Genomic DNA, 13,787 nt, shown 5'->3' on the forward strand with positions numbered 1-13,787 from the left:
TCAACTGCGCAGCTGCTTGATCTTGCGGTACAGCGTGGCGCGGCTGATGCCCAGGGCATCGGCTGCCGCGGTGATGTTGCCGTGATGACGCGCCAGGGCGCCACGGATCAGCTCCTCCTCGTTTTCGCGGATGCTGCCCGGCTGCTGGGTGCTGCCCCTGAGGTCTTCAAGCAGGCAGTCGGTCAGGTGTTCCAGGCCCAGCAGTGGCTCACCCGGCTCGCGCATGGCCACCGCCGAGCGCAGCACCATCTCCAGCTGGCGGATGTTGCCGGGCCAGTCGTAGTTGTTCAGCAACGCGGCCAGCTCCTTGCTCAGGCGCACGCCGTGGGCGCCGAACTTGTGCAGCAGGCTGTCGATCAGGGTGCCCAGGTCGTCGCGCTCGCGCAGTGCCGGCAGGCGCAGGCTCACGCCGTTGATGCGGTAGTAGAGGTCTTCGCGAAACTGCTGCTCAAGCACGTGGCGCTTGAGGTCGCGGTGGGTGGCGCAGATCACCGCCACGTCGATGTCCTGCTCTTCGCCGGCGCCCAGCGGCGCCACCCGGCGCTCCTGCAGTACCCGCAGCAGGCGTGCCTGCAGGGCCAGCGGCATGTCACCCACCTCGTCGAGAAACAGGGTGCCGCCGTGGGCCTGCATCAGGCGCCCGACCATGCCGCCACGGCGCGAGCCGGTGAAGGCCCCTTCGCGGTAGCCGAACAGTTCGGACTCGATCAGCCCCTCGGGTATGGCCGCACAGTTGACCGCCACGAACGGCTTGCCGGCACGCGGGCTGGCCTGGTGCAGGGCGCGCGCCACCACTTCCTTGCCGGTGCCGGTTTCGCCCAGCAGCAGCACCGGCAGTTCGTTCTTCAGGCCCTGCAGGGCCATGCGCAAGGTGCGCGCAAGGCTGCTGTCGCGCCCGGCCAGGGCCTCGAGGTCGACGCTCTTCTGCGCGGCCACCGGGGCAGCGGGTGCAGGTGTCGCGGCAATCACGGGCTGGCGCGGCAGGTGCTGGGAGCGGAAGTAGAACTCGCCCTTGGCGGTCTGCACGCTGCTGATGCCGCCCTGCCATACCCGGCTGATGAAGGCGCTGGAGCGTTCGCCGATCAGGTCGCTGCAGCTGCGCCCCACCAGGGCGGCGCGCGATACCTGCAGCAAGGCGCAGGCCTGGTCGTTGGCGGCCAGCACCTCGCCGTCCAGGCTCAGGGCAAGCAGGCCGTGCCAGGCGCTGCCCAGGTACTGCGGGCGGTTGTGGAAGGCCACCACCAGTTGCTCGGGGTAGCACAGGCCGAACATGCGGCTTTCGATGTTGCCGGCCGCCAGCAGCAGCGTCGAGAGGTTGTCCTGGGGCTGGGCCATGACGCCTTCGCGGGTCAGGTCGAGCACCCCGATGATCTCGCCGCGCGGGTCGCGCAACGGTACCGAGGTGCAGGAGAACGGGCTCAGGCGGTCCAGGTAGTGTTCGCCGCAGTTGATCAGCATGGGGCGCCCTTCCACCACGGCGGTGCCGATGGCATTGGTGCCGCGCACCGACTCGCTCCAGCAACTGCCCGGGTGCAGGTCGCGCAACCCGGTCTGGCGCAGTGGCTCGGTGTTGCCCTCGATGGCCAGCACGTTGGCCTGGGCGTCGCCGAGGATGATGATGCCGCCCTTGCCCTGGCGCGACACCAGGTACTCCAGCTCCGGCGTGGCGGCGTCGATCAGCAGCCGGTTGCTTTCCAGCAGGCGCTTGAGTTCACCGCGCTGCGGGGCGGCCAGCTCGTGCCGCTCGCCTTCGAGGCAACTCAGGCCATGGCCGAGGCTGCGCCGCCACGAGGCATCGATCTCGTCGCGCAACATGCCCAGCGGCAACTCCCCGTCATGGACCAGTTTCATGCGTGCCTGGCGTGACTCCTGCAAAGGGTCAGCGGCGTTTTTTATTAGAATGGTGCGTGCCATCGCTTACTCCAGCGCCCGTCGAACGTTGTGCACTTAAGGCAATGTAACTCAAGGGAGTGTGCTTGAGATTTGCAGGGCCGTCACCCGCAGGCGCCGACAACCTGATCGGCAGAGTGGCACAAGGTTACGTTTACGTAAAGGTGATGAATCGCGACGTGTCGTCCTCCTTTCAGGCGCGCCGATTGCGCGCCAGCAGCCACAGCAGGTACACCCCGCCCAGCAGGCCGGTGGTCAGCCCGATGGGCAGGTTGAGGTTGGCCACAAAACGCTGGCTGAGCAGGTCGGCGGCCAACAGCAGTACCGCCCCCATCAGCGCTGCGCTCACCAGCGGCACCTGCGCCGAGGTGGTCAGGCGCCGTGCCAGCTGCGGCGCGGCCAGGGCGATGAAACTGATCGGGCCGGCCGCCGCGGTGGCGATCGCGGTCAGGCCCACCGCCGCCATCACCATCAGCAAGCGGGTACGCTCCACCGCCACACCCAGCTGGGCGGCGCTGTCGTCACCCAGTTCGAGGATGTTCAGGCGCCGTGCGTGGTACACCGCCACCGGCACCACCAGCAGCAGGCCCAGCGCCGCCGGCAGCACATGCGACCAGGTGCGGGTGTTGAGCGAGCCGGCCAGCCAGATCTGCGCCGACATGGCCTGGTCGAGGTTGCCCATCACCAGCAGCACGGTGTTGAGCCCCGAGAGCATCGCGCCCACGCCGATGCCCACCAGCACCAGGCGATAGCCGCCGGTGGTGCGGCCCTTCATCGACAGCACGAATACCAGCGCAGCGGTGCCCACGCCGGCGATCACCGCCGCCAGCGACGCCCCCAGCGGGCCGGCATCGAACAGGATGATCTGCACGATCGCCCCGCTCGCCGCCCCGGTGGTGAAGCCGATGATGTCGGGCGAGCCCAGCGCGTTGCGCGAGATGGACTGGAAGATCGAGCCGGCCATGCCCAATGCAGCGCCCACGCACAACGCGGTGAGCACCCGCGGCAGGCGCACGCGCAGCACGATGCGCTCGGTGGTCGGGCTCGGCCCTGCCCCCAGCAGGCTGGCCAGTACCTGGCCCGGTGTCAACGGCAAGGTGCCGATGCCCAGCAGCAGCACCCCCAGCCCCAGGGCCAGCAGCACCAGCACGGCACACACCAGCACCCCCCGGGGCTGCCAGCGAAACGACAGGGCGGCCAGGCGGACGACCCGTGTAGCGGTAGTGTTCATAGCTTGCTCAACCGGAATGTGCGCACCAGCGCGATAAAGAACGGCCCGCCGATCAGCAGCGCGACGATACCCGCCGCCACTTCCGCCGGCGCCGCCACGACCCGGCCCAGCACATCGGCCCCCAGCAGCAGCACGCCGGCAAACAGTGCCGAGTACGGCAGGATCCAGCGGTAGTCCGGGCCCACCAGCAGGCGCGCCAGGTGCGGCGCCACCAGCCCCACAAAGCCGATCGGCCCGGCAGCGGCGGTGGCAGCGCCGGCCAGCAGCATCACTGCCAGGCAGGCCAGCAGCCAGGTGAGGCGCACGTTCACCCCCAGCGCCAGGCCCAGGTCCTTGCCCAGGGCCATGGCATTGAGGCTGCCGGCCAGCGCCAGCACCGTGACAGCGCCCGGCACCACGGCCATCGCCAGCACCCCCACCGCCTCGAAGCCGCTCTTTTCCAGCGAGCCCGATGCCCAGTGGCGAAACTGGTCGAACACCTGCGCCGGCGCATTGAGGATGATGATGCCGGTGACCGAGGCCAGCATCACCGACAGACCGGCGCCGGCCAGCACCAGGCGCACCGGGTTGGTGCCGGTCTCCTGGGCACGGCCCAGCATGAACACGGCCACCCCGGCCAGCCCGGCGCCGACGAAGGCGCACCACACGTAGCCGCTCATGCTGCTCAGGCCCAGCACGGCCACACCGACGATCACCCCTACCCCGGCCCCGGCGTTGATGCCCAGCAGGCCCGGTTCGGCCAGCGGATTGCGGGTGACCGCCTGCATGATCGCACCGGCCAGGCCCAGCGCCAGCCCGGCCAGTATCGCCACCAGCGTGCGCGGCACCCGCAGTTCGCGCACGATCAGGTGCTGGTCATCGAGCCGGTCGTAGGCCGACAGCGCCTCGAATACCTGGGCCACGCCGATGCTGCGCGACCCCACCACCAGGCTCGCCAGCACCGCCACGACCAGCAACAGCAGCCCCAGCAGCAGGCCCTGAAAACGTCTTGATCGCACCATGGCTCAGCGGTACGCCCGCGCCACGGCGTCGATCATCTCGCGCCCGGAGTAGTAGTCGATGCGAAACGAACTGGGCCCCAGTGCATACACCCGCTTGTGCACCACCGCCGGCAGGTTGGCCAGCACCGGGTCGGCGAGAAACGCCTGCACGTCGGCGTCGCTGCCGCCCAGCAGGAACACCGTGTCGCCGGTGATGGCCGCCGAGAGGTTTTCACGGGAGATGAAGTCCACGTCGGAGCTGCGCTTGACCTGCCCTTGCAACCCTTGCGGCAAGCCGGCCACCGCGAACCCGAGAGCTGCCAGCAGCTGCGCATGGGGGCTGTCCAGGCGCGCTACCGAATAGCTGCCACCCAGGTTGTAACCCACCACGCTGACCGCGCCGGCAGGTGGCGTGATGCGCGCTGCAGCCTGCGCGGCGTAGGCGTCGAAGCGCTCGATGGCCGCCTCGGCCTGCGCCTGCAGGCCGCTGGCCTGCCCCAGTTGGCGCGCCAGCTCCTGCCAGCTGTGGTTAGCGTAGTTGACCACCACCGTGTCGATGCCCTGGGCCTGCAGCTCGGCCTGGTGGGGCAGCACACTGTCGGCGCCGGTGGCCGACACCACCAGCAGGTCGGGCGCCTGCCCGACCACCGCTTCGAGGTCGAACACCAGGTTCTTGTACAGCACCTGCACGCCGCGCTGGTCGGCCACCTCGGCCCACTGGGTGAAGAAGCCCTTGGCATCGGAGATGCGGCTGGGCGTGGTCGCGGCACTGGCCACCAACGGCGCGTCCATGGCCAGCAGGATGCCGGTCACGCTCGGCGAGGTGGACACGATGCGCTTGGGCGAGGCCTGCGCCGACGCCGTCGGCGCCTCGTCCGCAAGCTCGGCGGGCTGCCGGGCCAGCCACAGGGCGACGCTGGCCACAGCGACGATGGCCAGCACGGCCACCACAATCTTTTTCATCGTCTAGTCCTGCTCGTCAAGGTGGTGGGCGAAGGTCGAGCCGCTGTAGCCCTTGCGGAACAGGCCGGCCTGCACCAGGCGTGGCATCAACTGGTCGAGAAACAGGTTCAGCGACTCGACCGAGCCACCGGGCGCGGCTATGAAGCCGTCGATGGCGCCACTGGCAGCCCAGTCCGCGATCTGCTCGAAGGCATCGTCGACGGTGCCGACCACCTGCCAGTGCGCCGCCGAGATCACCTCGGGGCGCAGCAGCAGTTGGTCGATGCTCAGCGACTCGCGCTCGATCAGCCGGCGCAGCAGGCTGCTGTGGGTACGACTGGAGGCGTCCGGCGCAACCACCGGCAGGTCGGCGCGGGTCACCGGGCGGTCGAGGGGCCAGTCGGCCAGGTCCAGCCCGGTCATTTCCTTGATAGAGGCCAGCTTGCGCGCGCGGTTCATGCGCCCGTGGGTCTGCATGAACACCGCCCGGGCCTGCTCGCGGGTGTCGGCCAGGTACAGGCTCAGGCCCGGCAGCAGGCGGATCGCCTGCGCCGAGCGGCCGTGGCGTTCGGCGCGCCGGCCCAGGTCACGGCGCAGTTCAAGCGCCGCTTCCTTGTCGGGCGTGGGTGCGAACACCAGGTCGGCCACCGAGGCGGCGAAATCCCGCCCCGACTCCGAGGCACCGGCCTGGATCAGCGGAATGCGCGTGCCGGGGAAGGCTGGCAGGTTCAGCGGGCCCTTGACCTTGAGGTAGGTGCCCTCATGGTTGACCGGGCGCACCTGGGTGGTGTCGGCATAGCAGCCATTGGCACGGTCGATGGTCAGCGCCTCGAACGGGAAGCTGCCCCACAGCTGGTGCACCAGCTCGGTGAACTCGGCCGCCCGCGCATAGCGCTCGTCGGCGTCGGGCATCTACTCAAGGCCGAAGTTCTCGTGCCCCTGCAGGGCGGTGACGATGTTCCAGCCCACGCGCCCGTTGCTGATCCAGTTCAGCGATTGCAGCTGGCGCGCCACCACATACGGCGGATAGAAGGTGGTCGACACCGTCGACACCAGGCCGATGTGCGAGGTCTGCTGGGCCACGGCGGCCAGCAGGATGGTGGGGTCGAGGCTGGTGAAACCAGGGCCGCTTTCGAGCATTTCCACCGGCAGGCAACTGACGTCGGGGCGGAACACGAAGTCCAGGTGCGCCGCTTCGGCGCGCTGCGCCAGATCGATGGCGAAGGCGCTGGTGAACAGGCCCTCGACGTTGCTGTCGGCGCGCCGCCAGGCGTCGCCGCTGAGCCAGGTGGGGGCCAGTGAAAGTCCGATATGGAGTCGCTTGGGCGAGGTCATCAAAGCTCCGGGTGCAAGTGATCGAGTACGGCGGCCCCAGGGCCGCCGTTGACAGTGGGTTGATTCAGAACGAGCCCTTGACGCCCACGCCGAACATGCGTGGCGTGGTCATGCTCGCCTCGGTGCCGCCGATGCCGCGGTTCTGCTGCAGGTAGGTGGCCGAGCGGTCGTCGAACACGTTCTTGACGTAGCCGTACAGTTCCACCGCCGGGGTGAACTGGTAGCTGGCGCGGGCATCGGTCAGGGTGTAGGAGTCGACCGAATACGACGAGTTGTTGGCCGTGTCGGAGTAGTAGCCGTCGATATGCCGCACCTGGGCCGACAGGTTGAGCTTGTCGGTCACGTCCCAGCTGGGCCCGAAGCTCAGGGTGTAGCCGGGCGACTTGGCAAACTCGTTGGCCTGGTAGCTGTCGTTGCTGGTGATGCGGTCGATGCGCGTGCGCAGGGTGCCGGCGCTGGCCTTGAGGGTCAGGCTGTCGAGCAGCTGGTAGTCGGCGCTCAGTTCCATGCCGTAGGCGTGGGCCTTCTCGGCATTGATGGTGTAGGACTGGCTGATCCCGGTGGAGATCACCACCGGAATGTTGTACTGCGAATCCTTCATGTCCATGTAGAACAGGTTGCCGCTCAGGCGCAGGCGGTCATCGAGCAGGCTGGCGCGGGTGAACAGCTCGTAGTTCCACACCGACTCTTCCTTGAAGTACTGCCATTGGCGCGTCGACAGGTTGAGCGAGACACCGCCCGGGTTGTAGCCGCGGCTGACCATCGCGCCCACGGTCCAGTCCGGGGTCGCGGCGTAGGCCAGCGATACCTTGGGCAGCACGGCGGTGAAGGTCTTCTGGTAGTCCAGCGCAGTGGGCGCCAGCACCGAGTTGCCGTCGCGCTCGATACGGTCCTGCTGGAAGCGCAGGCCCGTGCTCAGGGTCCACAGGTCGCTCAGGCGGTAGTTCAGCTCGCCGAAGAGGCCGAGGTTTTCCTTGGTGTCGTCGAACGCCGACAGCCCGGCCAGGTTGAGGGTTTCGTCGGTCCTGGTGCGCGCCACGTAGAGGCCGGTGGCGCCGCTGAGCACGCTGTGCTGGTCACCGAACACCAGGCGGGTTTCGTTGGACAGGTTCTTCTGCTTGATGTCGGCGTCGCCCTGCCCCGGGATGCCGGTGTAGCGCTGCACGCTGGACAACGAATACTGCGCCTGGTTGATCAGCTTGAGGCCGTTGTCGAAGTCGTAGCTCACGTCCAGCACGCTGGTGTTGGTGCTCTGCTCCCAGCTGGGCATGGTCGTGGTGGTGTGATCGAGCTTATGGTACGGCGCCGAAGCGGCTTCCTGGGTGGGGCGGTTGCTCTCGTTGTGCGAGAAGGTGAACTTGGCCTCCAGCCCCTGGATGTCGGTGGGCAGCCATAGCAGCTTGGCGCGGGTGGTGAGCGCGCTGAAGTCGTGGTCGGTCTTGCCCTTCTGGAAGTTGGGGTTGGTGTAGTCGATGAAGGTATCGCGCGCCGAGTAGTCCACTGCCAGGCGCCCGGCCAGGTCGGTACCCATCAGCGGCCCGGACAGCGCGATGGAGGTGCGCTTGGCGTTGTAGTTGCCGATCTCGGCCTGGTAGGCGGCCTCGGGGGTGAAGGTCGGGTCCTTGGTGTTGACGATGATCGCGCCGGCGATGGCGTTGGCGCCTTGCGAGGTGGTCTGCGGGCCGCGGAACACCTCGATGCTGTCCACGTCCCACACCGAGGTGGCGCCGAAGAACATCTCGTTGTAGTTCAGGTAGTGGCCGTCCAGGTTGATGGTGGCCCGTGGCACGGTGCCGCCCCAGAACTGGTTCTGCCCGTTGTTCGGGCCCTGGGTGTCCTGGCCGCGGATGATCGGCGCGCCTACCGAGTCGGTGTAGATCACGTTGGGCACGTCATTGAGCACTTCATGCACGCTGGCGTTGCCGGTGTTCTGGCGCTCGATGTCGCGGGCAGTCTTGACCGACACCGAGGAGGCGGTGTTCTTCAGGTCACGCTCGAGCTTTTCCCCGGTGATCATGATCGGTTCGAAGGTGACTGCGCCTTTGCCCGGGGCAGCAACGGCATCATCGGCCATCGCGGGCGCCATGCCGAGCACGGTCGCCAGGGTCAGCACGCTGAAACCGCAGGTGAGTTCAAGGGGTGAATAGGCCTTCAAGATACGCTCCAAATGATAATCATAATCGTTTGTGCGAAAGGTATCATGTGGCCACTTCGTTCCTCAATAGAGAATTCATTCTGCAATGTGGTAAATCCAGGGGCCCGGCCAGCGCTCGGAAAAGTCGGTATCATGCGCACCGACGCCGCGCACAAGCGGCGCGCACTTGATGCCTGATGAGGACCAGCCGCCAGCCGGCGATGAGGAGAGGCCCGTTGAAAAAAACCATTCCAGCTGCGGATGACGCCCCGCACGCGCCGGGCGAAAAACGTTCGGGCACCATTCAGTCCGTCGCCATCGCCGCCCGCTTTCTCAACGTACTGGCCAGCGCCGAGCACGAACTGGCCCTGGGGGAAGTGGCGCGGCGCACCCAGACCGGCGCGTCCACCGCGCACCGCTACCTGCAGAGTCTGGTCAAGGAGGGCCTGGCCAGGCAGGACCCGGCCAGCAGCCTGTACGACCTGGGCCCGGCGGCGCTGAGCATCGGTATCGGTGCGCTCAAGCGGGTGGATGCAGTGGAGATCGCCGCGCAGCACATGAAGGCGCTGGCCCACCAGCATGCGGCCAGCGGCGGCGTGGCGATCTGGACCGACCGTGGCCCGACGCTGGTGCGCTGGTACCGCAGCGCGTTCTTCTCGATCAACCCGCTGGCCCTGGGCGACGTGCTGCCCATCGACAACACCGCCTGCGGGCTGGTGTTCCAGGCCTTCCTGCCCAAGGCCACCATCGATGCGGCGCGCAAGCTGCAACCGGCGCACTTTCGCGGCACGGCGCCGGCCAAGGCTGTGCTGGACGAGGTGCGCAGCAGCCGCTGGGCCGAGAAGACCAGCCACCTGCTGTCGAATGTCACCGGGCAGGCCGCGCCGGTGTTCGACGCCCAGGGCGAGATCGTGTGTGTGGTGACCACGGTGACCGACCTGGGTCAGCTCAAGACGCCCGAAGACCGCGATGCGCTGTTCCGGGCGGCCAGCCGGGTCAACCAGTCAACCGGCGGCCTGCCGTGGCAAGGCGCCTGACACCACCGCCCGCTCGCGCGACAAGGGCACCAGCAGCGGCGTGCCGCTGACCGGGTCGGCGATGATCATCGAGGCCACGCCGAACACCTCCTGCACCAGGGCCTCGGTGAAGATGCGCGCCGGGTCGCCCTGGGCGACGATGGCGCCGGCCTTCATGGCGATCAGGTGCGAGGCATAGCGGCACGCCTGGTTGAGGTCATGCAGCACCGCAACGATGGTGCGGCCCTGGCGATTGAGCTCGGCCAGCAGTTCCAGCAGTTCGATCTGGTGCGCGATATCGAGGTAGGTGGTGGGCTCGTCGAGCAGCAGTACCGGCGTCTGCTGCGCCAGCACCATGGCGATCCATACCCGCTGGCGCTGGCCGCCGGACAACTCCTGCAGCAGGCGCTCGGACAGCTCGCTGACCTGCGCCGCCTGCATGGCTGCGGTCACGGCCTGTTCGTCGGCCTGCGACCATTGGCGCAGGAACGACTGGTGCGGGTAGCGCCCGCGGGCCACCAGGTCGGCCACGGTGATGCCGTCGGGCGCAACCGCGCTCTGGGGCAGCAGGCCGAGCCGCCGGGCCACGTCCTTGGCCGCGAGCGTGTGAATATCGACCTGATCGAGCAGCACCGTGCCGCTCGAAGGCACCAGCAGGCGCGACAAGGCCCGCAGCAAGGTGGATTTGCCACAGGCATTGGGGCCGACGATGACGGTAAAGGACCCTTCGGTGATAGCCACCGAAAGGTCCGTGGAGATCGTGCGCTGGTCGTAGCGAAGCGTCACGGCGTCAGCCTGCAGGCGATACGTCATGGAGAGGGTGTTCCAGTGAAGGGATTCGGCGCCAGTATTGCAGATGAGGAATTTATTCCGCAATCCGGAACGCCGGCGCCCTGCCCTCAGCCCGCCGCCATCAACGGCTGGCACTGCGCGTAGTGCCGCGCCAGGCCCTTGAGCGAATGCCCCAGGGTGATACGGGTGTGCCGGTCGTACTGGTGCAGCAGGTCCAGACGGCCCTGCTGCAACCTGGCCAGGATGGCGCGGGCAGCCAGGTCGGTGGCACCCAGGGCGTGGGTCAGCCCCTGGGACGACACCGGGTCGAAGGCGATGGCCGCCTCGCCCACTGCCAGCCAGTGCGCCGATGCACAGCGCTGCAATGCACTACAGCCGGCATCCAGCACCTGAACCTGCGCTGCGGCCAGTTCGTCGGCACCTGCATAGCGCTGCATCAGGCGCGTGCGCTGCAGTTGCTCGGCCAACTGCGGCGCGGTGCGCTGACCGTCACCGCCGGGAAAGAAGCGCACCAGGTGACGCTGGCCGCTGGCGGTGGTGGCCCCGGACCACCAGCCCTGGGCATCCGCCTCGATCAGCAGCCACTCGGTGTCGGCCAGTTCCGAGCCACCTCGCGGCAGGCGCGCCGCGACGGCCACCTGGCGACTCAGGCGCTGGCGCCGTGCCCCGCCGAGCCGGGCGATGCAACTGGCCTTGCCGGTGGCATCCACCACGAAACGTGCCTGCCCGCGCCAGGGGTGTTCACCTCGCCGACCGCCCAGGGTAATGCTGTCGTCGGCAAAATCGGCATGGGTCACCCGCACATCGTCTTCACGGTTGATCCCAAGCGCCGCCGCCCTTTCCCGCAGCCGGGCGTCGAACACCCGTCGTTCCAGGAACGCGCCATGGGCGGCGCGCTCGCAGAAGTAGTCGCGAAATACCGGCTCGCTGGTCAGCCAGATCGACTGCACGCCGCAGCAGCGTCGCGCCACGGTGCTGTCGTCGAGCAGGTCGGCGTGCCCCAGTGCGGCAAGTGCAGGCAACGCCTCGGGGGACAGGCACTCGCCGGGGCGCAGCGCAGCCTCGGGTTCACGCTCCACCAGCCCCACCTGCAACCCGGCCTGCACCAGGCGGATGGCCAGCGCCGTGCCGGCCGGCCCGGCGCCCACCACCAGCACGTCGTGCACGGGGTTCAAATCTCGTCCCTGCGCAGCCGACGACGTGGCGGTACCTTCTGCCTGGGCGGCTCCAGTTCGGTCTCGCCCAGCAACGGTGGCGGCGAATCCAGGGCCTCGATCACCGCCAGCAGGTCGAGCTTGGCATTGGAGCCGGTGACCCGCTCGGGCCGCCCGCTTTCGATCCAGGCCCGCGCCGGCAACCCCAGTGCGGTCGCCTCGGGGGTGGCGTCGTGGGCCAGCAGAATGCCCAACTCCCACCAGTGGCTCACCATCAGGTTGATGCGCGTGAAGTAGCTGCCCTTCAGGTCGCGCAGCCAGTCCTCGCGGTAGGAAAAGTGCTTGAGCTGCTGCGCTGGCGTGGTACGTCTTGCGCCCACACGCTCCCACGCCTCGCTGCTCAGTACCTGGTTGGGCACGCGGGCCCCCCAGTAGCTGGGGAACGACAGGTAGGTACTGGGCTCGTACTCGGCATCCGACAGGCACGAGGCCTCGTCGGTCTGCCACGGCACGCCCAGCGCGCGGGTCAGCGAACCCGGGCCCACGCCGTCCAGCGGGCCCTGGGGTGCCAGGCACACCTGTGGCGTGAGTTCGTCACCGAAATCCTGGCGCACCGCCTGCCCCTGGGGCAGTACCGCCAGGCGATAAGGGCTGCGCCACACGCTGGGCACGCGCATGAACCAGGTCAGTTCGATGCCCGGGTGGAACGGGCCGCCCAGGCATTCATGCAGGCCGGCGCGGTCCAGCGCCTGGGCCTGGGCGCGCGGTTCGAGCGTATCGAAGTCTTCCGGTACCGGCGCGCCCTGCCAGTCGGCGACGAATTCGCCTTGCGCCCACTGGCTCAAGGCCTGGTACATCAGCGGGGTGACCGCGAGCCCGACCGCGGATGGCGGCTGGGGGTCGAGGTCATAGTCGCCGTAATAGTCGCCGTACAGGGGCAACAGCGCCGGGGCGAACTCGGCGGTGCTGGCGGGGTCGCGAAACAGCGCGAAGGCCTTGCGCCGAAAGTCCGCACTGGCCTCACCGGGGTCGGCCAGCCGGGCCACCACGTCGGGGTTCTGGGTATCGAGTGGCGAACCGTGGCCGCTGAGCATGAACAGGCCCTGGTTGGTCCACTGCATGTGGGTCATGCGCTCGAAGATCGGCCAGATATCGCGGGTGAACGAACAGCCCGGTTCGGCCGGCAGCTGACCCTGGCGCACGAACAGGTCGCGCACCACCTCTTCCATGGTGACCACGCCAAACAGCCCTGGCGCGTAGTTGGGGGGCGTCACCACCAGGTAGCCGGGCTCGGCATCCAGGCGCTGGCCGTTGTTGAACGTCACCCGTGCGTACACCGGGCCGTCCGACACGTCGTCGTGCCAGTCGTCGTTGTTGGCGAAGGTTGTCGGTGGGGTCTTGTCCACCCGCGGTGCGCTGTGGCCGTGCCCGCCGAGGGCGATCAGGCGCCCGGCCTCGTCGGTGCGCAGTTCGCCCAGGTACACGGGTTTGCCGTGGAAGGTGCCGGTGTCGAAATGAAAGGGCTTGCCTTGCTGGCGGCGGCCGCTGATGGTCCTGGGGCCGGGGCGGATGTCCAGGGCCTGGCGCTGCGCGCCGGTCACGTGCGGGTTGCGTCGTTTTTCGGCGATGGCGTACTGGCCGGGCAGGTCCATGGCATTTTCGAAGGCGTACCAGCCGGCCTTGAGGTTGGCGACTTCCACGGTCCATTCGATCTGCACGCCGTCGTCCAGGCTCAGCTCCTGTACGGTGCCGTCGTGCAGTTCGGCATAGAGGCGAAAGCGCACAGCCTGGCGCCGCACCTGGCCCCTGGCATCGCGAAATTGCCCGTCGGCGCTGCTGGCCAGTGCCCCTGGCACCTGCGCGGCGAGCACGTACTCCTCATCGCCATCGGCGTTGCCGACACGGGCAACGCCGAGCCCTGGGTGCACACGAATGGATTTGATCGATGCCGGGCTGATCATGGCCGTCTAGCCTCCTTGCCAGTGGGGTCTGCGCGAATGCGCAATTTCGCGCTCAACGCTAGATGGCGAATGGAGGGGTGTCAAATGGCCATGTCAGCCAGCAATCCGAAGCTCAATTTGCGCCGTTGAGTCAGCCGTTGCGAGAGGCCGCGTTGTTGTTGATCGCCTTGGGCCCCGCCACGCCCCACACGATCAGGCCGACCAGCGGCACGAACACCACCAGCACGATCCACAACATCTTGCGGTCGGCCTTGCTCTTGCTGCCGATGATGCTCTTGATGGCCCACAGTTCCACCAGGGCCAGGATTACCGCCAATGTGATCCAGATATAACCGTTGTTTTGCATGCGTCA

General features: G+C 68.0%; 10 protein-coding genes and 1 pseudogene. 1 reads left to right on the forward strand and 10 read right to left on the reverse strand.

The features are described 5' to 3' along the window. The 6 genes and pseudogenes from JZZ72_RS10245 to JZZ72_RS10270 all read right to left on the reverse strand — a co-directional run bounded on the left by JZZ72_RS10245 (position 1) and on the right by JZZ72_RS10270 (position 8,533). The gene (locus tag JZZ72_RS10245; protein WP_210014422.1) at positions 1-1,914 is read right to left on the reverse strand and encodes a sigma-54-dependent Fis family transcriptional regulator; all 1,914 of its coding nucleotides are present in this window, start codon (positions 1,912-1,914) and stop codon (positions 1-3) included. A 169-nt stretch (positions 1,915-2,083) separates the two neighbouring features. Then, complete coding sequence (locus JZZ72_RS10250) at positions 2,084-3,121, reverse strand: FecCD family ABC transporter permease (protein WP_054914476.1); 1,038 nt, start codon at positions 3,119-3,121, stop codon at positions 2,084-2,086. After that, positions 3,118-4,122: a FecCD family ABC transporter permease gene (locus tag JZZ72_RS10255; RefSeq protein ID WP_088515046.1), complete on the reverse strand. Its 1,005-nt coding sequence runs from the start codon at positions 4,120-4,122 to the stop codon at positions 3,118-3,120. Before JZZ72_RS10255 ends, JZZ72_RS10250 begins: the two co-directional genes overlap by 4 nt. A gap of 3 nt (positions 4,123-4,125) precedes the next feature. Next, positions 4,126-5,064 carry a Fe2+-enterobactin ABC transporter substrate-binding protein gene (fepB, locus tag JZZ72_RS10260; RefSeq protein WP_058540211.1) on the reverse strand — a complete coding sequence of 313 codons (939 nt, stop codon included), beginning with the start codon at positions 5,062-5,064 and terminating at the stop codon, positions 4,126-4,128. Between the two features lie 3 nt (positions 5,065-5,067). Then, a pseudogene (locus JZZ72_RS10265) lies at positions 5,068-6,378 on the reverse strand (NtaA/DmoA family FMN-dependent monooxygenase). Between the two features lie 64 nt (positions 6,379-6,442). Beyond that, on the reverse strand, positions 6,443-8,533 hold the full coding sequence (locus JZZ72_RS10270) for a TonB-dependent receptor (protein WP_058540521.1): 2,091 nt from the start codon (positions 8,531-8,533) through the stop codon (positions 6,443-6,445). Positions 8,534-8,760: 227 nt separating this feature from the next. Between JZZ72_RS10270 and JZZ72_RS10275 the strand changes: the two genes are divergently transcribed. Continuing rightward, positions 8,761-9,549: an IclR family transcriptional regulator gene (locus tag JZZ72_RS10275; RefSeq protein WP_426429156.1), complete on the forward strand. Its 789-nt coding sequence runs from the start codon at positions 8,761-8,763 to the stop codon at positions 9,547-9,549. Here JZZ72_RS10275 and JZZ72_RS10280 read toward each other — a convergent pair. From JZZ72_RS10280 to JZZ72_RS10295, 4 genes are all read right to left on the reverse strand, one after another. Further along, positions 9,517-10,341, reverse strand: a complete 825-nt coding sequence (locus JZZ72_RS10280; RefSeq protein WP_043861228.1) for an ABC transporter ATP-binding protein — start codon at positions 10,339-10,341, stop codon at positions 9,517-9,519. The genes JZZ72_RS10275 and JZZ72_RS10280 overlap by 33 nt on opposite strands. A gap of 86 nt (positions 10,342-10,427) precedes the next feature. Then, entirely contained in the window at positions 10,428-11,486 is a 1,059-nt protein-coding gene (locus JZZ72_RS10285) for an NAD(P)/FAD-dependent oxidoreductase (protein ID WP_236176375.1), read from the reverse strand. Between the two features lie 5 nt (positions 11,487-11,491). Then, positions 11,492-13,435, reverse strand: a complete 1,944-nt coding sequence (locus JZZ72_RS10290; protein WP_210014424.1) for a LodA/GoxA family CTQ-dependent oxidase — start codon at positions 13,433-13,435, stop codon at positions 11,492-11,494. A gap of 130 nt (positions 13,436-13,565) precedes the next feature. Further along, the gene (locus JZZ72_RS10295; protein ID WP_043861225.1) at positions 13,566-13,781 is read right to left on the reverse strand and encodes a PLD nuclease N-terminal domain-containing protein; all 216 of its coding nucleotides are present in this window, start codon (positions 13,779-13,781) and stop codon (positions 13,566-13,568) included. Between the last annotated feature and the right edge of the window lie 6 nt (positions 13,782-13,787).

This window comes from Pseudomonas palmensis, from assembly GCF_017848315.1.
Classification (GTDB): Bacteria; Pseudomonadota; Gammaproteobacteria; order Pseudomonadales; family Pseudomonadaceae; genus Aquipseudomonas; species Aquipseudomonas palmensis.

What these genes read in the sequence shown, in the direction of transcription:
- JZZ72_RS10295 (WP_043861225.1), bottom strand. Translation starts at nt 13,781, where the DNA reads ATGCAAAACAACGGTTATATCTGGATCACATTGGCGGTAATCCTGGCC.
- fepB (WP_058540211.1), bottom strand. Translation starts at nt 5,064, where the DNA reads ATGAAAAAGATTGTGGTGGCCGTGCTGGCCATCGTCGCTGTGGCCAGC.
- JZZ72_RS10255 (WP_088515046.1), bottom strand. Translation starts at nt 4,122, where the DNA reads ATGGTGCGATCAAGACGTTTTCAGGGCCTGCTGCTGGGGCTGCTGTTG.
- JZZ72_RS10250 (WP_054914476.1), bottom strand. Translation starts at nt 3,121, where the DNA reads ATGAACACTACCGCTACACGGGTCGTCCGCCTGGCCGCCCTGTCGTTT.
- JZZ72_RS10290 (WP_210014424.1), bottom strand. Translation starts at nt 13,435, where the DNA reads ATGATCAGCCCGGCATCGATCAAATCCATTCGTGTGCACCCAGGGCTC.
- JZZ72_RS10245 (WP_210014422.1), bottom strand. Translation starts at nt 1,914, where the DNA reads ATGGCACGCACCATTCTAATAAAAAACGCCGCTGACCCTTTGCAGGAG.
- JZZ72_RS10280 (WP_043861228.1), bottom strand. Translation starts at nt 10,341, where the DNA reads ATGACGTATCGCCTGCAGGCTGACGCCGTGACGCTTCGCTACGACCAG.